The sequence below is a fragment of the Aureimonas endophytica genome, assembly GCF_014642635.1.
GTDB classification, from domain to species: Bacteria; Pseudomonadota; Alphaproteobacteria; order Rhizobiales; family Rhizobiaceae; genus Plantimonas; species Plantimonas endophytica.
This window is the reverse complement of sequence record NZ_BMIQ01000004.1, coordinates 351417-369802: the sequence shown is the minus strand read 5'-3', so window position 1 is coordinate 369802 and position 18386 is coordinate 351417. Positions and strand designations below refer to the sequence as shown.

General features: G+C 68.8%; 20 protein-coding genes and 1 pseudogene. 12 read left to right on the top strand and 9 right to left on the bottom strand.

All coding sequences use genetic code 11. The annotated features are described in order from the left end of the window. Window positions 1-108: 108 nt before the first annotated feature. A pseudogene (locus tag IEY14_RS15205) lies at window positions 109-866 on the bottom strand (tyrosine-type recombinase/integrase); the annotation flags it as partial. 518 nt (window positions 867-1384) lie between these two features. Here IEY14_RS15205 and IEY14_RS15200 point away from each other — a divergent pair. After that, window positions 1385-1534 carry a lmo0937 family membrane protein gene (locus IEY14_RS15200; RefSeq protein WP_188909914.1) on the top strand — a complete coding sequence of 50 codons (150 nt, stop codon included), beginning with the start codon at window positions 1385-1387 and terminating at the stop codon, window positions 1532-1534. A gap of 352 nt (window positions 1535-1886) precedes the next feature. On the opposite strand, the gene IEY14_RS26315 is transcribed toward IEY14_RS15200, so the two are convergent. The 3 genes from IEY14_RS26315 to IEY14_RS15185 form a co-directional block, all read right to left on the bottom strand. Continuing rightward, window positions 1887-2138 carry a DUF2256 domain-containing protein gene (locus IEY14_RS26315; protein WP_188910127.1) on the bottom strand — a complete coding sequence of 84 codons (252 nt, stop codon included), beginning with the start codon at window positions 2136-2138 and terminating at the stop codon, window positions 1887-1889. 143 nt (window positions 2139-2281) lie between these two features. After that, the gene (locus IEY14_RS15190) at window positions 2282-2797 is read right to left on the bottom strand and encodes a hypothetical protein (protein WP_188909912.1); all 516 of its coding nucleotides are present in this window, start codon (window positions 2795-2797) and stop codon (window positions 2282-2284) included. Window positions 2798-3139: 342 nt separating this feature from the next. Further along, window positions 3140-3436, bottom strand: coding sequence for a hypothetical protein (locus tag IEY14_RS15185; protein ID WP_188909910.1), 297 nt, complete (start codon window positions 3434-3436; stop codon window positions 3140-3142). 230 nt (window positions 3437-3666) lie between these two features. Here IEY14_RS15185 and IEY14_RS15180 point away from each other — a divergent pair, with 230 nt between their 5' ends. The 9 genes from IEY14_RS15180 (at window position 3667) to IEY14_RS15140 (ending at window position 12117) form a co-directional block, all read left to right on the top strand. Further along, window positions 3667-3840, top strand: coding sequence for a hypothetical protein (locus IEY14_RS15180; protein ID WP_188909908.1), 174 nt, complete (start codon window positions 3667-3669; stop codon window positions 3838-3840). Window positions 3841-4130: 290 nt separating this feature from the next. Beyond that, entirely contained in the window at window positions 4131-5702 is a 1572-nt protein-coding gene (locus IEY14_RS15175) for an ABC-F family ATP-binding cassette domain-containing protein (protein ID WP_188909906.1), read from the top strand. Window positions 5703-5927: 225 nt separating this feature from the next. Further along, the gene (locus IEY14_RS15170) at window positions 5928-6185 is read left to right on the top strand and encodes a DUF2171 domain-containing protein (RefSeq protein ID WP_188909904.1); all 258 of its coding nucleotides are present in this window, start codon (window positions 5928-5930) and stop codon (window positions 6183-6185) included. A gap of 152 nt (window positions 6186-6337) precedes the next feature. Continuing rightward, entirely contained in the window at window positions 6338-6775 is a 438-nt protein-coding gene (locus IEY14_RS15165; RefSeq protein ID WP_188909902.1) for a hypothetical protein, read from the top strand. A gap of 102 nt (window positions 6776-6877) precedes the next feature. After that, window positions 6878-7261, top strand: coding sequence for a hypothetical protein (locus IEY14_RS15160; protein ID WP_188909900.1), 384 nt, complete (start codon window positions 6878-6880; stop codon window positions 7259-7261). 16 nt (window positions 7262-7277) lie between these two features. Beyond that, window positions 7278-8177, top strand: a complete 900-nt coding sequence (locus IEY14_RS15155; protein WP_188909898.1) for an MBL fold metallo-hydrolase — start codon at window positions 7278-7280, stop codon at window positions 8175-8177. Between the two features lie 35 nt (window positions 8178-8212). Next, the gene (locus IEY14_RS15150) at window positions 8213-9202 is read left to right on the top strand and encodes an SDR family oxidoreductase (protein ID WP_188909896.1); all 990 of its coding nucleotides are present in this window, start codon (window positions 8213-8215) and stop codon (window positions 9200-9202) included. 343 nt (window positions 9203-9545) lie between these two features. After that, window positions 9546-11354, top strand: coding sequence for a PAS domain S-box protein (locus IEY14_RS15145; protein ID WP_188909895.1), 1809 nt, complete (start codon window positions 9546-9548; stop codon window positions 11352-11354). A 133-nt stretch (window positions 11355-11487) separates the two neighbouring features. Further along, the gene (locus IEY14_RS15140) at window positions 11488-12117 is read left to right on the top strand and encodes a cysteine hydrolase family protein (protein WP_188909894.1); all 630 of its coding nucleotides are present in this window, start codon (window positions 11488-11490) and stop codon (window positions 12115-12117) included. A 12-nt stretch (window positions 12118-12129) separates the two neighbouring features. Here the strand turns inward: IEY14_RS15140 and IEY14_RS15135 are convergent, their stop codons facing one another. Next, on the bottom strand, window positions 12130-13542 hold the full coding sequence (locus IEY14_RS15135; RefSeq protein ID WP_244639489.1) for an aminotransferase-like domain-containing protein: 1413 nt from the start codon (window positions 13540-13542) through the stop codon (window positions 12130-12132). A gap of 115 nt (window positions 13543-13657) precedes the next feature. On the opposite strand from IEY14_RS15135, the gene IEY14_RS15130 reads away from it, so the two are divergent. Together IEY14_RS15130 and IEY14_RS15125 are read left to right on the top strand one after the other, a co-directional pair. Beyond that, complete coding sequence (locus IEY14_RS15130) at window positions 13658-14521, top strand: DMT family transporter (protein WP_188909893.1); 864 nt, start codon at window positions 13658-13660, stop codon at window positions 14519-14521. 156 nt (window positions 14522-14677) lie between these two features. Continuing rightward, a complete protein-coding gene (locus IEY14_RS15125) occupies window positions 14678-14902 on the top strand; it encodes a hypothetical protein (RefSeq protein WP_188909892.1) in 225 nt (74 codons plus the stop codon). 114 nt (window positions 14903-15016) lie between these two features. Here the strand turns inward: IEY14_RS15125 and IEY14_RS15120 are convergent, their stop codons facing one another. The 4 genes from IEY14_RS15120 to IEY14_RS15105 all read right to left on the bottom strand — a co-directional run bounded on the left by IEY14_RS15120 (window position 15017) and on the right by IEY14_RS15105 (window position 18312). After that, window positions 15017-15844, bottom strand: coding sequence for a polysaccharide deacetylase family protein (locus IEY14_RS15120; RefSeq protein ID WP_188909891.1), 828 nt, complete (start codon window positions 15842-15844; stop codon window positions 15017-15019). Window positions 15845-15980: 136 nt separating this feature from the next. Beyond that, window positions 15981-16514 (bottom strand): TadE/TadG family type IV pilus assembly protein, encoded by a 534-nt coding sequence (locus tag IEY14_RS15115; protein WP_188909890.1) that lies wholly within the window; start codon window positions 16512-16514, stop codon window positions 15981-15983. Then, the gene (locus IEY14_RS15110) at window positions 16511-17038 is read right to left on the bottom strand and encodes a TadE/TadG family type IV pilus assembly protein (protein WP_188909888.1); all 528 of its coding nucleotides are present in this window, start codon (window positions 17036-17038) and stop codon (window positions 16511-16513) included. Before IEY14_RS15110 ends, IEY14_RS15115 begins: the two co-directional genes overlap by 4 nt. After that, complete coding sequence (locus tag IEY14_RS15105; RefSeq protein WP_188909886.1) at window positions 17035-18312, bottom strand: TadE/TadG family type IV pilus assembly protein; 1278 nt, start codon at window positions 18310-18312, stop codon at window positions 17035-17037. Before IEY14_RS15105 ends, IEY14_RS15110 begins: the two co-directional genes overlap by 4 nt. Window positions 18313-18386 lie beyond the last annotated feature (74 nt).

Genomic DNA, 18386 nt, shown 5'->3' with positions numbered 1-18386 from the left:
AGAACTAATGGCTGCATCCTGGATCAGCTTGGGGTGCAGCCCCGATCAACAGTCGAGAATGCCGAAAATGCGTCCTGGTGCCATGCTCATTCCCATCGCGAAATAGCTTCAATCCATTCGCAGCTGCACCGTCTCCCCTTCCTCACTCATCGCCAAATAAGTCGCCCATGTCTCCATGAGCTGCCGGCGCTTCTCCAGCGCATCGCCGCGCCGATATGCACGCTCGACGGCATCGCCCACGTGATGGGCGAGCGCCTGTTCGGCTACTTCACGCGGAAAACTCGTCTCCTCTCCTGCCCAATCTCGGAACGCTGAGCGGAAGCCGTGAACCGTCACGTTCTGCTTCATCCGCCGAAGCAGCATGTCCATCGCCATAACCGACCGCGGCTTCTCTGCTGCTTTGCCGGAAGCGGCCTTATCACGGTGCATGCTTGGAAAGACGAGGTTGCCAGTCCGCACCTCATGCAGCTCGCGCAGGATCTCAACAGCCCGGTTGCATAGCGGAACGCGATGTTCCTTCGCAGCCTTCATGCGCGTCGATCGTAGGGCATCGCCGCGTGATGGCCGCGCGCAAGCTTCTGGCGAGCCGGCAGGACGTTCTTGAGATGGCCGCGCCAGAGCGCCGGGTTCTATGCCCGTGCGCCAGCCTTTGGCCTTGGCGAAGTCGAGGACATTTTCGATGCGGCCGCGCAGGCGCGACGCCGTTTCCGCCTTCTTGGCCCAGATTGGATTGAGCACCTTCAGCACATCGTTCGCATCAATCGACGAGACGCGCTTTTCGCGGATCGGATTTGCATAACCTCCAGCGTCTTCTTCCACTGCGCCCGGTGCTTCTCGTTCCGCCAGGATGATGACATGGAGGCCACCGCCGTCCGAATGCCGTCCGGTCTTGAGGGGATTGGACTTGATGCCGGTGTCGGTGAGCTTACCGGTTCCGCGCGCCATCCATCCCCACTTTCTCCCCAGTTTGAAGTGGGGATGATAGCGCATCATGGCGGACGATCAGACACGAACAGAGAAAGAACTCGCCCGCGCCACCGGCCTTCCAGAGACGCCCAGAAATGGGGAAGGGCGTCAGTTGGGCGGACGCTCTCTCCGCCATTGCCCAGGCCTGACTCCATCGTTTTGCTGATTCTTCGGGTTTCGAGCCCAAGGCCTTCTTTGCGACGCCCCATCTATCTTCGCCCTCCGGCAGCCGCCGACGCCTTACGGTTCCTCCACCGATCCCGAACGGCACTTCAGCGCGGGTCGCGGTCTTCTTCCAAGGCAGCAGAAAAGGCGAAGGCCGAGCGGCGTTCATCATCCGTGGCGAGGCCAGGGAACGCCCGAGGCAGCCTGTCGTTCTTTGTAGCCGCCGACGAGCGGCGAAGAGAGAGACGCTTCCATGTTGTGGACGATTGCCATCATCCTGTTCGTGCTTTGGATACTCGGCGGGTTCGTGTTCCACGTCGCCGGCGGGCTGATCCACCTCCTCCTCGTGATCGCGGTGATCGTCGTGATCTTCCAGATCATCTCGGGCCGGCGCCGGATCTGACCGCCGCCCGATCGCGGTCTCTTCTTTCGAGAGCCAGTAATCTCTCCGGATTCTTGTCGCGCCGCAGCTGCACGCTCGGAGAGCGTTCCGAATCTCCTGCCGCAGCTAGAGGGGACTGGTGCCTCACGAGCAGATTTCGCTGGCGCTGACCGACGTCCTCGCCAGCGAACAGGAAGCCTATGCCCGGCGGACGGGCAGGCCCCTACTCCTCGACGGGACGATGGCGCACATCGTCGTCACGGGGGACTGGTGCATTGCAAGCCGGCCGGGCGCGGGCTCGAACTCGGCCCGCGCTTCCGTCCGGTGGAAGACACGCTTCGCGACAAAGTGGCGTGGTTCCGCGCCAATGGGATCATTCCAGGATAGGGACGGAACGGCGCGGCCGCGTCCGGTCGTCCGTCGCCGCCTCGCGAGGCCCTGCCGGGTCGTCGCCGGGCCGGACGGCGTTCCGGCGGCGGGCGGATCGGTCTTTCGCCGCTTCCGCGCGGCAGCGGTCGGAACAATAGGCGACCTCGTCCCAGGTCTTCGCCCAGGCCTTGCGCCAGACCATGGGCCGGCCGCATTGGCGGCAGGGCTTCTCGGGCAGATCCGACTTGCGGCGCATCTTCATGGCGCGGAGCTATCGCCCCGTGGCGCGGCGGCAAGGCGTCCGGCGGAAGGCGCAAGCGCCGTTCCACCACGCGAAGGCGGGCGGGTGCTCCCGCCGCCCGCCGGCCCTGGCCGAGGATCCGCGCGGGGATGCGCCGTTCAGACGCAGGAGCCTATGGGAACGCAGTGATAGGTCTGGTTGTCCGAGGCATCGGTTTCCATCCAGCTGTCATAGAGGATTTCGTCATGGCAGTGCTGGCCGGCATAGGTGAAGCCGGGCGCCCGCGCCGCCGGCCGTTCGCCGCCCTCCGCCCGCCGCGAGCCGCCTGCCCGCCGCAACAGCGGCAGATGGTCGGCCCGCACCCGGATGAAGGCTTCCGAGATGAGCGTCGCGCCATCCTCCAGATGGAAATCCTGGAGCGGCTCGCCGCTTCGATTGCTCCGCCCCGTCGCCTCGCGGCTGCGGATGGCATCCTGCGGCACCCAGACGATCGGCCCGTCCGGCGTCTCGCAGCGGCAGGGTTCCGTCACGCAGACGCACCAGTTCGGCAAAAGCGGAACATAGCGCTTCGACCGCAGCGGATGGTCCTCCGTCATATCGAGTTCCGTCGCCGTGACGATCCTGGTGCCGACGGCTTCGGACTGCCGCATCGCCGCCTCGCGATAGCTTGTCATGCTCTGGCTCCTCCTTGGATTAAGAGAAAAAGCGGATGGCATCGACCGCGCGCGAAGAGGATCGGCGAGAGATTCGAAAGAGGCTGGCGTGTCGCTTCGTCGCTGCGGAAGAACGGCATGCTAACGCAAGGTCAACCGGCCTGACAACATGCGGAACCGGCAGTCCCGGTCATGGCTCCGGAACGATGCGGCCTCGAACGCTCCCGCCGCGCCTCCGGGAGAGGCCGTCCACGACTTCGTCGCCCGATCCGTGGAGCGACGACGCAAAAGGCCCGCCGATCGGTCGGCGGGCCTTTTCAGGTTTCGATGCGGCCGGATGCGCCGCAACGAGGCGTGGAACGGTCAGCGGCAGACGCGCGTGGTGCGGACCACCCGCTCGCCGTCGACGAAGCGGATTACCTTCCGCGTCATGCAGCCGCGATCGCGGCGGTCGTCCAGATAGCGCCGCTCGGTCACGCGGTCGGGACGGCGATGCCGCCAGTCGCGATCGTACCGGTCGTCGTGCCAGCGGCGCTCGACATGACGCGGGCCGTCATAGCGGTCGTTGGAAATGATGAGGGTTTCGGCCTGGGCGGCGGGCGCGCCGGCCAGGACGGGAGCGGCCAGCAGCGCGGCCAAGGCGATGATCATCTTACGCATGGTGCCTCACTCGGACTTGATTTGCCCGTGAACACCCGAACCCGGCCGCGAGTTCCAATTCATCCTGTCGGCGCAAGACGTTAATCGGTTCGGCATGCGACAGCCGCCGGGCCCGTATCCGTGCCGGGCGCTCTCGTGCAAGGCCCAGGGGCGGTCGCTTCGTCGCAGCTGTCGCGCCGTCCTTTGCCGCTATAGTCGCGGCATTCAGGACCGCCGCAGCGAGGAAGCCGATGTTTCTCGAACGGGAATGGGAGCCGCCGGGAGGGCCGCCGGACCGCAAGCCGACGATCTCGGCGCGCGAGGAGCGCATGCTCCTGCGCCTCGTCGTCCTCGGTGTCATCCTGTCGCTGATCGCGCCGATCGGCGGCGCGTCGCTGGTCCAAGCGATCGTCGCGCTGTTCTGAGCCGGAAGGCGCCGAACGCCCGCGAATGCGGCGGACAGGATGAGGGAGTCCGACAGGCGGAAAGGCGCCGTGGCCGGACGGATCGGCGGCATCGATCGAACATGTCGATCGGCAGGGTTCGTCCTTTCCCGGACGCTCAGGGCCTCCTGCCCAGCGCGGGAAGACGAACCAACGGTTGCATGAAGAATGCTGCCGCTTTATACTGGCACTCAACCGTGAAGGGAGTGCAGCCGTGAACAACCGGATGAGCAACGCGATCCGCCTTGTCTCGTCTCCTGCCACGGTTCCTCATGTCCGCCTTTGTCACGCTCGATTCCGTTTCCGCCCGGACGCCTGACCGCCATCCGCTCTTCCACGGCCTAACCGTCTCGCTCGGAGCCGAACGCGTCGGCCTCGTCGGCCGCAACGGCGCCGGCAAGTCGACGCTCCTCCGCATCGTCGCCGGCCTTGCGGAGCCCTCGTCCGGCACGGTTCGCCGAGCCGGATCGGTCGGCGTTTTCCAGCAGGACATGCCGAGTGACTGGAGCGTGGTCGAAGCGCTCGGCGTCGCGAGCCGGATGGATGCGCTCGGCCGCATTCTCGCCGGACGCGGCACTGCGGACGATCTCGACGCTGCGGACTGGACCCTGGAGGCCCGTCTCGGCGCCGCCCTCGCGCAGGCGGGCCTGTCCGACCTGCCGCTGGACCGCCCCCTCGGGACCCTGTCGGGCGGCGAGCGGACGCGCATCGGCATCGCTCGCCTCCTCATCGAGGCCCCGGACATCGGGCTTCTGGACGAGCCGACGAACAATCTCGACGCCTCCGGCCGCGCCGCGATCCGAAGCCTGGTGCGGGTTTGGCGCGGGGGCCTTCTCGTCGCCAGCCATGACCGCGAGCTTCTGGACGACATGGACCGCATCCTCGAACTGACGACGATCGGAGCGCGCAGCTTCGGCGGCGGCTGGTCGGCCTTCGCCGCCAGTCGCGACGAGGACCGGCTCCGTGCCAGAGCCGAGCTCGAACGCGCCGATGCGGGCGTCCGCGCCGCGCGCCAGGCCGCACAGGCGCAGCGCGAGGCCAAGGAGCGACGTGACAAGGCGGGCCGCGCCTTCGCGGCCAGGGGGTCCGAGCCGAAGCTCCTTCTGAACGCGCGAGCCGAGCGCGCGGAGAATACCGGCGGGCGAACACAGGCGATCGGCGACCGGCGGATGGGCGCCGCCCTATCGGAGGCGGATGAGGCTCGGTCCCGGGTGGAGATCTTGACGCCGCTGACGATCACGCTGCCGTCGAGCGGCCTGCCCTCGAACGCCAGGGTTCTCGCCATGGAGGGCGTCGTGGCCGAGCTCGGAGGCCGGCGCCTGGGTCCGTGGACGCTGCATATCGACGGGCCGGAACGCATCGCGCTGAAGGGAGCGAACGGCGCCGGCAAGACGACGCTCCTGCGCCTTGCCACCGGCCTCTCGGCGCCCGTCGCCGGCACGGTGCGCCGCGCGGAAGGGCGCATCGCCATGCTCGACCAGCATGTCGCCTTGCTGGATCCCGAAGGCACCGTTCTCCATAACATCCGTCGCCTGAACCCGGACGCGGGCGACGAGGAAGCCTACGGCATCTGCGCCCGGTTCGCCTTCCGCAACCGGGATGCGACGCGGATCGTCGGCACCCTGTCCGGCGGGGAGCGTCTGCGCGCAGGCCTTGCCGCGACCCTTTCAGGCCCCATACCACCCTGGCTCGTCATTCTGGACGAGCCGACCAACCATCTCGACATCGAGTCCGTCGAACTCCTGGAGGAATCCTTACGAAGCTTCGACGGCGCGCTTCTCGTCGTGAGCCACGATTCCTCCTTCCTGGAACGGGTGAAGTTCGACCGGGAATTCGAAGTCTGATCCTGTTGGACAGAGGGCCGGCTCTTGCCCAGTTCCAACCCCTGAAAGCGGACGGGCAGGAAACGCCTTGCTTCGCCATCGCCGGACGCCGCCGGCTGGCGCTCAACATCGCCGACCGACACTCCCGCTTCGAGAAGACGACGCCGCGTCTTCGGGAAAAGCGACCCGCGCGGCATCCTGAAGGCCGCGACGACGTTTCGGCTGTCTTCGAAGAAGGAGACGACGATGTCGAATATCGGATCGATTCGCGAGCATATGGAAGTCATCGGCGCCGACGGCGCCCATGTCGGGACCGTCGACCGGGTGGAGGGCGACCGCATCAAGCTGACGAAGAAGGACAGCGGCGAAGGCGCGCATCAGGGGCACCATCATTACATCGCCACCGCGCTCGTCGCCGAGATCGAGGGCGACAGGGTGCGCCTCTCGGCCAATGGCGACGTCGCCGTGACCTTCGAGGAGGAGGCCGACCGCAAGCCGGTCTGAGATCCGCCGGCGGGGCGGGCGGCGACGCCTATCGGCGCCCCGCTCGTCCGCCCCCTCGCCCCCGCCCCGCGCGGAAATCTCACCGCATTGTCATGCCCTCGCTGCGCCGCGAGGCGTTATGTGCGGGGCAGCATCAACGACCACGAGACGTCATGAGCCACTCATCGACGGGATTGCGCGTCGGCTTCGCGCTGTCCACCCTCGCGCTTCTCGGCGCCTGCGCCAGCACGGGACCGGCCTCCCGCGTCGCTTCGGCCAAGACCGCGCTGCTCGGCTTCAGCGAGCAGGACGTGCGCATGTGCGCCGGCTTCCCGCAGGAACAATTGACCGAAAACGGCGTCACCACCTGGAGCTACCGGGCGACGAATTCGGAAAGCGGGCTCAGCCTGTCCGCGCCGCTCTGGATCGCCAACACCAATCTGAAGGTCGGCGGCGGCGGCTATTGCCGGGCGCAGTTCCAGTTCGAGGGCGGCCATCTCACCGGGCTCGCCTATGCCGGCGACAGCGATAGCGCTCAAGGGCGCGACGCCCTTTGCGCGCCGATCGTCAACGGCTGCCTCGCCTATGCCCGGGACCGCGCCCGGCCTTGACGGCGCGGTGCCAGGCCGACTCGGCGGCCGTCTAACAATACCGGGCGGAACGGATGTCCGCCCCGGCCTTTCGTTTCTCACGGGATGCGAAGGACGGCGGGAATGACCAGCAGCCATTGGGATCGGCCGGAGAGGATCGCGGCCCTCGCGCAAGGGCTCGGCTGGTTCAGCCTGGCCCTCGGCGCCCTCGAGATCCTGGCGCCGGAAAGGCTCGACCGGGCGCTCGGCATCGGCCATCACGAGACGGCGACGCGCGCCTACGGGTTGCGCGAGGTGGCGGCCGGGCTCGGCATTCTCCTGTCGCGCGATCCGACGCCCTGGATCTGGAGCCGCGTCGCCGGCGACGCGCTCGATCTCGCCAGCCTCGCGCCGGCGCTCCGACCGGCCAATCCGCAGCGGCCCTATGCGATCGGCGCCTTCGCCAATGTCGCCGCCATCGCGGCGCTCGACCTCGTCTGCGCCCTCGCCCTGTCGCGGCGCCGCTGAGGGAGGGAACGGGTCCATGGTCCAGCAGATCCCCCTTCCCGCCGAGGCCAGCGCGATCGACCCGGTGCTCGACGCCGCCCGCGCCGACCATACCCACGAGATCGCGCCCGATCTCGCCTATCGGCGGCTCGGCCTCGTCAATGTCGTCTTCGTCGGGCGGCCGGGCGCCGGCGACCGGAACTGGGTCCTCATCGATGCCGGCCTGCCGGGAACGAAGGGCCTGATCCAGGATGCGGCGCGGGAGCGCTTCGGCGCCGAGGCGCGGCCGTCGGCGATCGTCCTGACCCATGGCCATTTCGACCATGTCGGCGTCTTGGAGGATCTGGCGGCGGAATGGGACGCGCCGGTCTACGCGCATCCGCTCGAACATCCCTATCTCGACGGCCGCGCCGCCTATCCGCCGGGCGATCCGAGCGTCGGCGGCGGGCTGATGGCGGCGATGGCGCGCTTCTTTCCGCGTGGGCCGGTGAATGTCGGCGCGCGCCTGCGCGCCCTCGCCGAGGACGGGCCCCTTCCCGTCCTGCCGGGCTGGCGCTGGCTGCACACGCCCGGCCACAGCGTCGGTCACGTCTCCTTCTGGCGCGAATCCGACCGCTCGCTCATCGTCGGCGACGCCTTCGTCACGACCGCTCAGGAAGCAGCCTATGCGGTGGCCGTCCAGCGGCCGGAAATGCACGGGCCGCCGATGTACTACACGGTGGAATGGGACAAGGCGAAACGCTCCGTCGAGGCGCTGGCGGCGCTCGAGCCGGAGCGCGTCGTCACCGGCCACGGCCAGGCGATGGCGGGCCCGGCGATGCGCGACGCCCTCCATCGGCTGGCGCGCGAATTCGACACCGTCGCCGTGCCGCGAACCGGCCGCTATCGCGACGCGCCGGCGCGGGCGGAGGACCGCTCCGCCTATCGGGCGCCCTGAACGCCATGACCGATCCCCATCATCGAGAGAGAGCGATGTCGTCTTCGGCTTCCAAACGGGTCGTCATCACCGGCGCCTCGTCGGGCATCGGCGCGGCGACGGCCGAGGCCTTCGCCCGGCGCGGGGCGCGGCTGGTGCTCGCCGCGCGCAACGGCACGGCCCTCGACGAGGTCGCCGGGCGCTGCCGGGGGCTCGGCGCCGAGGTGCTGACCGTGCCGACCGACGTCACCGATGCCGAGGCGGTGCAGCACCTCGCCGACCGCGCGGCCGAATGGCTCGGCGCGATCGATCTCTGGTTCAGCAATGTCGGCGTCGGCGTCGTCGGCAAGTTCCACGAGGTGCCGCTGCGGGCGCACCGCCAGGTTGTCGAGGCCAATCTCCTCGGCCATCTCCACGACGCCTACGCCGTCCTGCCGATCTTCCTGCGCCAGAAGCGCGGCATCTTCGTCAATATGATCTCGATCGGCGGCTTCGTGGCGACGCCCTGGGCCGCCGCCTATGCCGCCAGCAAGTTCGGCCTGCGCGGCCTGTCGCAGGCGCTGCGCGGCGAACTCTCGGCCTATCCGGACATCCATGTCTGCGACATCTATCCGACCTTCGTGGACACACCGGCGATCCGCCATGCCGGCAACTATGCGGGCGGCGAGACCTCCGTGCCGCCGGGCGTCCTCGATCCGCGCACCGTGGCGCGCGCCGTCGTCCGTCTCGCCGACGCGCCGAGGCCCTCGACCGGCATCGGCGCGCCGACGCTCCTCATGAAGCTCGGGCAGGTCGTCGCCCCCGATCTCGGGGCGAGCGCGATGAACGGCTTCCTCGGCCGCTATTTCGGCCGGGCGACGCCGGCGCCCGCGACGGACGGCAACCTGTTCGCGCCGCCGGCCACGGATGGCCGGATCGACGGCGGCTTCCGGCGCCCCGGCGAGCGCCGGACCTTCGGCGCCTTGGCCGTCCTCGGCGGTCTGGCCGGCGTCGCCTTGCTGGCGGCGCGACTGGCACGGCGCCCCGGCGCGCGCGACCACCGATAGACCCCGCCCCGCCGCTGGTAGCCGGCTCGCCTGCCGTAGCGGCAGGCCTTCGACCGGCCGAGAAAGGTGGCGGAGTATGATCCTAGAAGCTGGCGCCTCATCTCCCGCCGCGTTTTTCGGTCATCCCGGGACAACACAGGGCCTTGGCTCTGCTTCGCCATGGGTTTATCAAGAACAGTCGAACGCGACGCATCGCTCCGACCCGATCGATGAGGCCAGGATCCAATGCGGTTCGCGCTCCGGTTGGGAATATACGCCTAATCTCCCGCCGAAATTGTATCGCCCTGACGACGCGGCCGCTTCGGAATGATTCAGACCGGACGGCGGGAGACCTGACCGAAGCATGCCGTCCCGACTGCCCGCTTCACCCGACCAGCCGGAGACCGAGACCGGTCCCTCGCGCCGGCTTCTCACGGGAATTCTCTCCTCGGTCCGCGACTATGTCTATGCCTTCGATCACGACCACCGCTTCGTCTACGTGAACAAGGCGATGACGGACTTCTTCGGCCTCGCCGAAACCGCGATGCTCGGCCGGACCTTTCTCGAGCTCGGCTATCCGCCGGACCTCGCCGCGCGGCTCGACCGGCATATCGACCATATCTTCGCGACCGGCGAGAAGGTCGAGGACGAGATGGTCTTCCGCGACCGGGCGGGCCTCGACGGGCGCTACGATTTCGTCTGGACACCGATCGAGGACCGCGAGGGCGCGATCGAATACGTGGTCGGCGTCTCGCGCGAGGTGACGGAGCGGCGCGGCCTGGAGGAGCGGCTGCGCGAGAGCGAGGCCCGGCTCGCCGCGCTCGTCGAAAGCCTGCCGGTCGGTGTCGGCGTCGTCGATCTCGAAGGCCGGCTCCTCGTCGCCAATGCCGAGATGCGGCGCTTCATGCCGACCGGCCTCATCCCCTCGCGCGATCCGGAACGGCGCTGGCGCTGGCGCGGCCTCGATCCGGCCGGGCAGCCCATCGATCTCGAGCAGTTTCCGGGCATGCGGGCCCAGCGCGGCGAACGGGCCGTGCCCGGCGTCGAGATGATCTATATCGACGATCAGGGCCGCGAGGTCTGGACCAGCGTCGCGGCGGTGCCGATCACCGACACGGCCGGCCAGCTCACCGGCCAGGCCGTGGTGATCGGCGACATCGACCGCCTGAAGCGCAGCGAGGAGCGGCTGCACAGCGCCGTCGAGGTCGGACATGTCGGGCTCTGGGACTGGGATCTCGTCGCGGACACGGTCTATTGGTCGGAGGAGCATTTCCGCCTGCTCGGCTATCCGGCCGGCGAGGTGGAATCCAGCTACGCGACCTGGATGGCCCATATCCATCCCGAGGATCGCGCGGCGGTCGAGACGGCCATCGAGGCCGCGCGCCGGGACCGGCAGGAATATGTGCACGAATACCGGATCATCGCTTCGGACGGCACGCTGCACTGGTGCCTCGGGCGCGGCCGCTTCTTCTACGACACCAATGGCCGGGCGATCCGCATGCTCGGCGCCATCGTCGACGTCACCGAGAAGCGGGAACTCCTCGAACGCCAGACCGTGCTCGTCGCCGAACTCCAGCACCGCACCCGCAACCTTCTCGCCCTGGTCGGCGCCATCGCGCGCCAGACCCATGCCGTCACCGGGCCGAGCGAGCGGTTCCACGAGGCCCTCGCCGACCGGCTGAAGGCGCTGTCGCGCGTCCAGGGCCTTCTGTCGCGCGTCGGCGACGAGCGCATCACCATCCGCCATGTGGTCGAGCGGGAACTGGAAGCCCTCGGCGCCATCGCCGACCCGCGCGTCGAGTTCGGCGGGCCGAACGTGGTGCTGCGCCGCTCCGCCGTGCAGACCATCGCGCTCGCCCTGCACGAGCTCGGCACCAATGCCGTCAAATATGGCGGGCTCGGCTGCGCCACCGGCCATCTCGCCATCCGCTGGCACCTGCGCCGCGAGGGCGGGGAGCGGCGGCTGGTGGTGGAATGGCGCGAGCGCGGCCTCGCCGAGATGCCGGTGCCCCGCACGGCGCGCGAGGGCCACGGCTTCGGCCGCCAGCTCATCGAAAAGGCGCTGCCCTATCAGCTGAAGGCGCGCACGCATTACGAACTCGGCGAAACCGGGGTCCATTGCGTCATCGACCTGCCATTGCCGAAGGAAGGGGCGGTGCCGACGGGCGGCTGACGCGCCCGACCTTTCCCAACGGTTCCAATATCTTAGCCGCAAAACCACTCCGGATTCCCAGGCCGGCCGGCGCGCTCTTGCCGAAGGGGGCGAAGTCGCCATCTCGGCGCTTCGAGGGAAGAGGACGGCGGATATGGCGGAGAATGGCCCCGCGCCGGGCAAGACGGCGCTCATCATCATCGACATGCTCAGCAGGCTCGGCTTCGACGAGGGCGAGGCGATGCGGCCGGCGGCCGAGGCGGCGGCCCGGCGGATCGCCGCCTTGCGCCAGCGCGCCGACGCCGCGGGCGTGCCGACCGTCTATGTCAACGACAATAACGGCCATTGGCATTCGGAGCGCTCGCAACTCGTCGCCGCCTGCCTGGAGCCGGAGAGCCGCGGCGCCGGGATGGCGCGCCTCCTCGAGCCGCGCAACCACGACTATTTCGTCATCAAGCCGAAATTCTCCGGCTTCTACGCCACCAACCTGCCGGTCGTCCTGCCGCAGATGGGCGTCAACCGGCTGATCCTGACCGGCATCGCGGCCGATATCTGCGTTCTCTTCACGGCGGCGGACGCGCATATGCGCGACTACGGCCTCTGGGTGCCGGGCGATGCGGTGGCGAGCCATGACGAGCAGCGCAAGGACTGGGCGCTGGAGATCATGGCGCACAGCATGGATGCCGACACGCGCCCGACCGACGAGCTGACGCTCGCCGACTGGATCGCGCAAGGCGAGGAGGTCGGACGGTCTTCCGCCGAATGGGTCGTGTCCGGGCGCTGAGACGGAGCGCGATCAGGCAGGCGCCTCGGCCGCGCGGAGCGCCCGGCCGATGATGTCGGGAATGGCCGGATCGCCCATCTGCGCGACGTTGAAGCGCATCATGTCGGCCGCCGTCTGCGTGACGCTGAAGACATTGCCGGGGGCGAGCACCAGCTTTTCCCGCATCGCCTGCCGCGCCACGGCGGCGCCGTCGCGCCCGTCCGGCAGGCGGCACCAAAGATAGAAGCCGCCGCGCGGCTCCGTCACGGCGCGGATGCCGAGCCCGCCGAGCAGCGCCGCGACGTCGCGTCGGCGCCGGGCAAGACGCCCGCGCAGCGCGTCCAGATGCTTGCGATAGCTGCCGTCGCTCAGCGTGCCGAGGACGATGCCGGCTGCCAGCGGACTCGGGCCGCCGAAATTCGTCGCGACCTGCAGGTCGATCAGCCCTTCGATCCAGTCGGGCCGCGCCGCGATATAGCCGCAGCGGATCGAGGCGGACAGCGTCTTCGAGAAGCTGCCGATCCGGACGACGCGGGACAGGCCGTCGAGCACCGCGAGCCTCGGCGAGGGTTCCGGTTCGAAATCGGCGAAGATGTCGTCCTCGACGATCTTCACGTCATGGGCGGCGGCCGCCGTCAGCACGCGATGGGCGACCCTCGCCGAGAGCGAGGCGCCGGTCGGATTGTGCAGCGCCGAATTGGTGACATAGAGGCGCGGGCGATGGGCGGCGAGCGCCTCGGCGAAGCGGGCGACATCCGGCCCTTCCGCCGTGTAGGGCACGCCGACGACCTGGACGCGGTGGGCGCGCAAGAGGGCCTGGAAGTTGAAGTAGCAGGGATCGTCGATCACCACGGTGTCGCCCGGCCGCAGGAGGAAGCGGCAGACGAGATCGATCGCCTGCGTGCCGGAAGCGGCGAGAAGGATCTGGTCGGGGCTCGCCTCCAGCCCTTCCGCCGCGAACTGGCGGGCGAGAAGGCGGCGGAGAGCCGGCGCGCCCCGCGTCGCGCCGTAATCGGCGAGCAGCGCGTCGTCCGTCCGCAGCAGCGCCCGCGTCGCCCGGCGGATCGCGGCGCCGGGCATCCAGTCGGCCGGCAGCCAGCCGCAGCCCGGCCGCAGCATGTCGGGCGTGGCGTCGAGCGACTGGCGCGACACCCAGAAGGGATCGACCGCCCGCTCGACCGGCGGCTGGGCCGCCGCCAGCGCCAAAGGCAGGGCTCCGGCGACATAGAAGCCGGACCCCGGCCGGGCGCGGATCAGCCCCTCCGCCGCCAGGCGATCATAGGCTTCCACCACCGTCGAGGGCGAAACGCCCATGGCGGCGGCGAAGGCGCGGATCGAGGGCAGCCTCTCGCCCGGAGCCAGCGCGCGGGACGCGATCCGGCGCCGGATCGCGTCCATGACCGCCCCGGTGCGCGAGGCCGGGCGGTTTTCATCCTCGCCTTCCATCAAGCGTATGGCTCCCCTGGCCCATACAGTTCGGGCCGATCGTATGGCACCGTTTCTGTCGCGACCAGGGCGAAACGCGCTATCGCCGGGACGCGACGCGCGAGGAGGAACGATCATGGACCGGACGACGGCAGGCTGGGGCAGCGGATTGCTCGGCGTCGTCATCTTCAGCGGCTCGCTGCCGGCGACGCGCGTCGCGGTCGGCGCCTTCTCGCCGCTGTTCCTCACCTCGGCGCGGGCGGTGATCGCGGCCCTTCTCGGCGCGGGTCTCCTTCTCGCTCTCCGGCAGCAGCGCCCGGCGCGCGGCGACCTTCCCTCGCTCGCCATCGTGGCACTCGGCGTCGTGCTCGGCTTTCCGCTCCTGACGGCGCTCGCGCTGCGCCACGTCACCTCGGCTCATTCGATCGTCTTCATCGGTCTTCTGCCGCTCGCGACCGCGATCTTCGGCGTGCTGCGCGGCGGCGAGCGGCCGAAGCCCGCATTCTGGCTGTTCTCGGGCTTCGGCAGCCTGTCGGTCGCCGCCTTCGCGCTCGGCAATGGCGGCGCCGTCTCAGCGGTCGGCGACCTCCTGATGGTGGCGGCCGTCCTGCTCTGCGGCCTCGGCTATGCCGAAGGCGCCGCCCTGTCGCGCCGGCTCGGCGGCTGGCAGGTGATCTCCTGGGCGCTCGTCCTCGCCCTCCCCGTCATGGCGATCCTCGCCCTCGCGACGCGGCCGGCGAGCCTTGCCGGGATCGACGCGCCGGCCCTGGCCGGGCTCGCCTATGTCTCGGTCTTCTCGATGCTGATCGGGTTCGTCTTCTGGTATCGCGGCCTGGCGCTCGGCGGCATCGCCGGCGTCGGCCAGCTCCAGCTGCTTCAGCCCTTCTTCGGCCTGGCGCTCGCCGGCCTCCTTCTCGGCGAGCCCGTCGCCTGGACGATGATCGTCGCGACCGGCCTCGTCGTCGCCTGCGTCGCCGGCGCGAGACGCTTCGCCCGCTGACGGCGCGTCGCGCGTTGAATCGATGCAGATCGACCCTTCGATTAAGCATCGAATTTTAACGCTTAACCTCTTCGAGAGGAACGCCGCTCGCGACGTAGCGTTAATGCATCGATGCAGAGTAGATTCATCTCGTCAGCTTAAGAGGGGGATGACGATATGCTTCTGCTCTGCTCCGTCTGCGATGAGATCTCCGTGGCCGAGACCGATCCGGCTGGCCTCGGCATCAAGTTCCGCTGCGAGACTTGCGGCGAATTCAGCATCTCCGACATCAGCGCGCTCGCCATCCACCGCTTCAAGCCGGAAATGCGCCGCAACTTCCTGCGCATCGCCAGCCATCGCGCCGGCCCGGACGGCGTGCCGCATATTTCCCATATCGACTAAGCAAAGACGCCCGGAGGGTTTCCGGCGGATCGCTCCGGGATACCGGAGACGGATCGGCCGGCTCGCCACGCGGACCTTGATACGGGCTCCGGCCCGTTCACCCCATGCCCGGCGTCATTCGCCCGGCGGTAAGGCGGCGGGCACCGCCGCGACCGGCGGCGGAGCCTTCGAGGCCCGATGCGCGGGCGCGGCGCTCGCGACGACGGCCTCGCCGCGCGCCTCGGTCGCCACGTCGTCGAGGCGCACGAAGGCGAAGCCGGCGCGTTTCAGGGCGAGAAGCCCGGCCGCGATCCCCTCGCCCGAGGCCCGGTGCGGCTGGTTGATATGGGCGATCACGACATCGCCGTCGTGCGCCGCCGCGAGGCGCTTCTCCACGGTCGCCGCCGGGAGGGAGGCGCCCTTGTCGGCGTTCAGCGAATAGCCGGCGATGCGATAGCCCCGCTTCTCGATCGCCGCCACGGCGTCGCGGCTGTAGCGCGCCGTCGCGCCGCGAAACCAGTGCGGCTCCCGGCCCGTGGTGGCGCGAATGGCGGCCGCGCCGCCCTCGACCTCGGCCATGACGGCCGGCAGCGTGCCGGCGGTCGGCAGGCCGTAGACGTCCGGCGCATCCGTCACGGCCGGAATATGGCGCGCGCCATGATTCTCGATCTGGAACAGATCGGGATGGGCTTCGAGAATGGCCAGCGCCTCGGCATTGCGGGCGAGCCAGCGGCCGGTGACGAAGATCGTCGCCGGCATCCGCTCGGCCACCAGCGTGTCGAGAATGCGCCGGTCGGTGGCGCCGGAACAGGCGTCGAAGGTGAGCGCGACGACGCGCTCGCCTTCATGCGGACCGAGGCGAAGCCCCGGCTCCACATCCCCGGCGCGGGCCGCCGTGCCGGCGAGCACGAGGATGGCCGCCGCGATGGCGGCCCGGAAGGCGCTTGGCTGCAAGGCAGGCATCCCCTGTTGTTCCGTCCCGTCTCGCGGCGCGAGCCTCGGCGACGCCGGCATCAAGGGCGAAACGGGCATCCAAGCCTCACCCCTTACCCAGCGGCATGGCTCCAAGGCGCTCCATACGGCGAAATTGCGGCGGAGCTTACTTCGTATAGGTGATGATGTCGCTGGTGCGCGGCCGGGTGTATCGACTCTTTTGCAGCGCATAGGTGCCGAAGAGGCGCGAGAACACCGTTGTCAGCGTATAGGTCGTCTTGACCGTGACGATTTGGACACCGCTGGTCCGAAGCTTGGCGGGAATCGTCACCGGCACGTCCGCGCCGCCGGCAAGTGCCGCGCCGGCGCTGGCGGCCGACCAGGCGACCTTGCCGCCATTGGCCGGCACGTCCGAGATGGCGACGAGGACCTTCAGGTCGCCGACCGGATAGGGCGCGAGCATGGCCTTGGCGCCGCTGAAGATCGCATCGAGATCGTCGCCGGAAAGGTTGCTTTCCTGCGCGACGAGATCGGCGACGACGGCGGTGATCTCGTCCACCTTGGTCGCGGCGCCGAGGCCCTGCTGCAACTCGGCCGCGCCGGCGAAGAGAAGCAGCAGGAACGGGGCGATGAGCGCGAACTCGACCGCCGCGATGCCCTGGCGGTCGGCGAGGAAGCGGCGCTCGGCACGAAGGCTCATTGGAACGGCTCGTTGCGGAAGAGGGCGGTCGCCCCGAGAAGCGTGCGCCCGTCCGCCAGCTTGTTGCCGCCGATATTGAGGAAGGTCGCGAATTTGGGCAGCGGCAGGAAGGCCTGGACGATCACATAGTCCTGCGCGCCGCCGGCGATGAAGGTCTTATTGGTGTCGAGCGTGCCGGCGGAGGTCACCGGATTGTATGAATCCACCGCGTCGAGGCCCGAGATCGTCCGCACGTTCAGATAGAGATTGCCGGAGCAGTCGAGCATGTCGAGCAGGCCCGCGCAGATCTTGGCCTTGACCGTGTCATAGGTCAGGCCGCCGGACTGCGCCTGGCCGGTGCGGATCTGCCGGCCGACGATATTGACGCTCGCGTCGAGGGTGGTGCCGGCGAAATGGATGACGGCGATCTCCAGCATCGCGAAGACGAAGAGCATGAAGGGCAGGACGACGAAGGCGAATTCCACCGCGCCGGCCCCGCCGGAATCGCGCCAGAAGCGCCGGAGAAGCGGCTCGTCGCGCCTCATTGCGTCAGCCTCACCTGCGACATGTAGCGTTGCAGCAGCGAGACGAGGCCGGCCTTGATCGCGTCGCCGGAATCGGCGCTGATGAACAGACTGGTGGAGGAGGCGCAGTCCTGCAGCGCGTTCGGCAGATAGTCGGCGCGGCTGATGGAGGGTTTGGTGCCCGAGCGGTAGACGCCGCCGAAGAGCGAGGTCCAGGAGCTGCTCGCCATGGTCTTGCCGAGCGTGTTGGTATAGCGCGTGTCGTTGATCGGCAGATATCGGGTGTAGAGCACGCCGACCGCCGCCCCGTCCTTGCTGATGGTCTTGCACCAAGCGGGGTTCAGCGGCACGACCAGATTGGTGGTCGAGGGAAAGTTGATGTCCGAGCGCACGCCGTCGGTGAGCAGGAGGACGAGCTTGCGCGAATTGTCGAGGCTCGATCCGTCGCCCGCCTTGCCGACGAAGCTCGCCATCTTCGGCAGGGACTGGTCGAAATAGGAGAAGTTCTCCGCCGTCGCCTCCGTCAGCGCAGCGGCGGCCGTCGCCGTGTTCGTCGTCGGCTTCACCGCCTCGACCGCCGTCGCGCCGATGCGGTAGATGCCGACGCGGGTGTATTTCCCCTGCGGGTCCGACTGCTTGATCGAATCGAGCACCGATCGCGCGGCGTCGAGCGCGACGTCGGTGCGCAGCTGGATGCCGTTCCCCCGGGCATATTCGTAATTGTTCTTGTAGCCGCCCTTGGCCTTCAGCTTGTCGGCATTGTCGCCCACCGTATGGCAGGCAAAGGCGCAGCCGATGGCGTTGGTCATCTGCGTCTGCCCGGCGCTGGTGGCGGCCAGCATCATCGAGGCGGAATTGTCGAGCACGATATAGACGTCGAGATAGCTGCTCCTCGGCCCCGTCACCGAACTGGTGGCGGCGATCGGCATGGTCTTCACCGAAGCGAGCTGCATCAGGCTGGTCGGGACGCTGCCGCGCACGGTCGCCTTGATCGTGTCGTTGGTGAGGTCGATGCCGATATCGTCGATCGTATAGGCGGACTGGTCGGTCTGCGCGGCGAACCAGTCGGTCACAATCTTCTGGAGGGCCGGCTTGTCGGAGGTCGAGATGTCGCGCACGGCGGCGAGCACCGCCGCGTCGAGATCGGCCTGCATGCGCTGCTGCGCCTTATAGCTGCGCGCGAAGTCGAGCCCCATGCCCGTGGTGACCAGGAGCGCGGTTGTGACGAGGACGAAGGGCACGGCCACCGAGCCTCGGACGTCGCGGCAGAATCGGCGCAGGCGAGAAGACGGCATCGGCGCTCCGGGACCCATGCGAAGCGCCTGTCCCGCTCGCGTGGGCCGACCGCTTCCATGGTCGACTCACTAAG

Excerpts from the sequence above, each read along its gene's own strand:
- IEY14_RS15200 (WP_188909914.1), top strand. The coding sequence starts at position 1,385 with ATGTTGTGGACGATTGCCATCATCCTGTTCGTGCTTTGGATACTCGGC.
- IEY14_RS26315 (WP_188910127.1), bottom strand. The coding sequence starts at position 2,138 with ATGCGCCGCAAGTCGGATCTGCCCGAGAAGCCCTGCCGCCAATGCGGC.
- IEY14_RS15190 (WP_188909912.1), bottom strand. The coding sequence starts at position 2,797 with ATGACAAGCTATCGCGAGGCGGCGATGCGGCAGTCCGAAGCCGTCGGC.
- IEY14_RS15185 (WP_188909910.1), bottom strand. The coding sequence starts at position 3,436 with ATGCGTAAGATGATCATCGCCTTGGCCGCGCTGCTGGCCGCTCCCGTC.
- IEY14_RS15180 (WP_188909908.1), top strand. The coding sequence starts at position 3,667 with ATGTTTCTCGAACGGGAATGGGAGCCGCCGGGAGGGCCGCCGGACCGC.
- IEY14_RS15175 (WP_188909906.1), top strand. The coding sequence starts at position 4,131 with ATGTCCGCCTTTGTCACGCTCGATTCCGTTTCCGCCCGGACGCCTGAC.
- IEY14_RS15170 (WP_188909904.1), top strand. The coding sequence starts at position 5,928 with ATGTCGAATATCGGATCGATTCGCGAGCATATGGAAGTCATCGGCGCC.
- IEY14_RS15165 (WP_188909902.1), top strand. The coding sequence starts at position 6,338 with ATGAGCCACTCATCGACGGGATTGCGCGTCGGCTTCGCGCTGTCCACC.
- IEY14_RS15160 (WP_188909900.1), top strand. The coding sequence starts at position 6,878 with ATGACCAGCAGCCATTGGGATCGGCCGGAGAGGATCGCGGCCCTCGCG.
- IEY14_RS15155 (WP_188909898.1), top strand. The coding sequence starts at position 7,278 with ATGGTCCAGCAGATCCCCCTTCCCGCCGAGGCCAGCGCGATCGACCCG.
- IEY14_RS15150 (WP_188909896.1), top strand. The coding sequence starts at position 8,213 with ATGTCGTCTTCGGCTTCCAAACGGGTCGTCATCACCGGCGCCTCGTCG.
- IEY14_RS15145 (WP_188909895.1), top strand. The coding sequence starts at position 9,546 with ATGCCGTCCCGACTGCCCGCTTCACCCGACCAGCCGGAGACCGAGACC.
- IEY14_RS15140 (WP_188909894.1), top strand. The coding sequence starts at position 11,488 with ATGGCGGAGAATGGCCCCGCGCCGGGCAAGACGGCGCTCATCATCATC.
- IEY14_RS15135 (WP_244639489.1), bottom strand. The coding sequence starts at position 13,542 with ATGGAAGGCGAGGATGAAAACCGCCCGGCCTCGCGCACCGGGGCGGTC.
- IEY14_RS15130 (WP_188909893.1), top strand. The coding sequence starts at position 13,658 with ATGGACCGGACGACGGCAGGCTGGGGCAGCGGATTGCTCGGCGTCGTC.
- IEY14_RS15125 (WP_188909892.1), top strand. The coding sequence starts at position 14,678 with ATGCTTCTGCTCTGCTCCGTCTGCGATGAGATCTCCGTGGCCGAGACC.
- IEY14_RS15120 (WP_188909891.1), bottom strand. The coding sequence starts at position 15,844 with ATGCCTGCCTTGCAGCCAAGCGCCTTCCGGGCCGCCATCGCGGCGGCC.
- IEY14_RS15115 (WP_188909890.1), bottom strand. The coding sequence starts at position 16,514 with ATGAGCCTTCGTGCCGAGCGCCGCTTCCTCGCCGACCGCCAGGGCATC.
- IEY14_RS15110 (WP_188909888.1), bottom strand. The coding sequence starts at position 17,038 with ATGAGGCGCGACGAGCCGCTTCTCCGGCGCTTCTGGCGCGATTCCGGC.
- IEY14_RS15105 (WP_188909886.1), bottom strand. The coding sequence starts at position 18,312 with ATGCCGTCTTCTCGCCTGCGCCGATTCTGCCGCGACGTCCGAGGCTCG.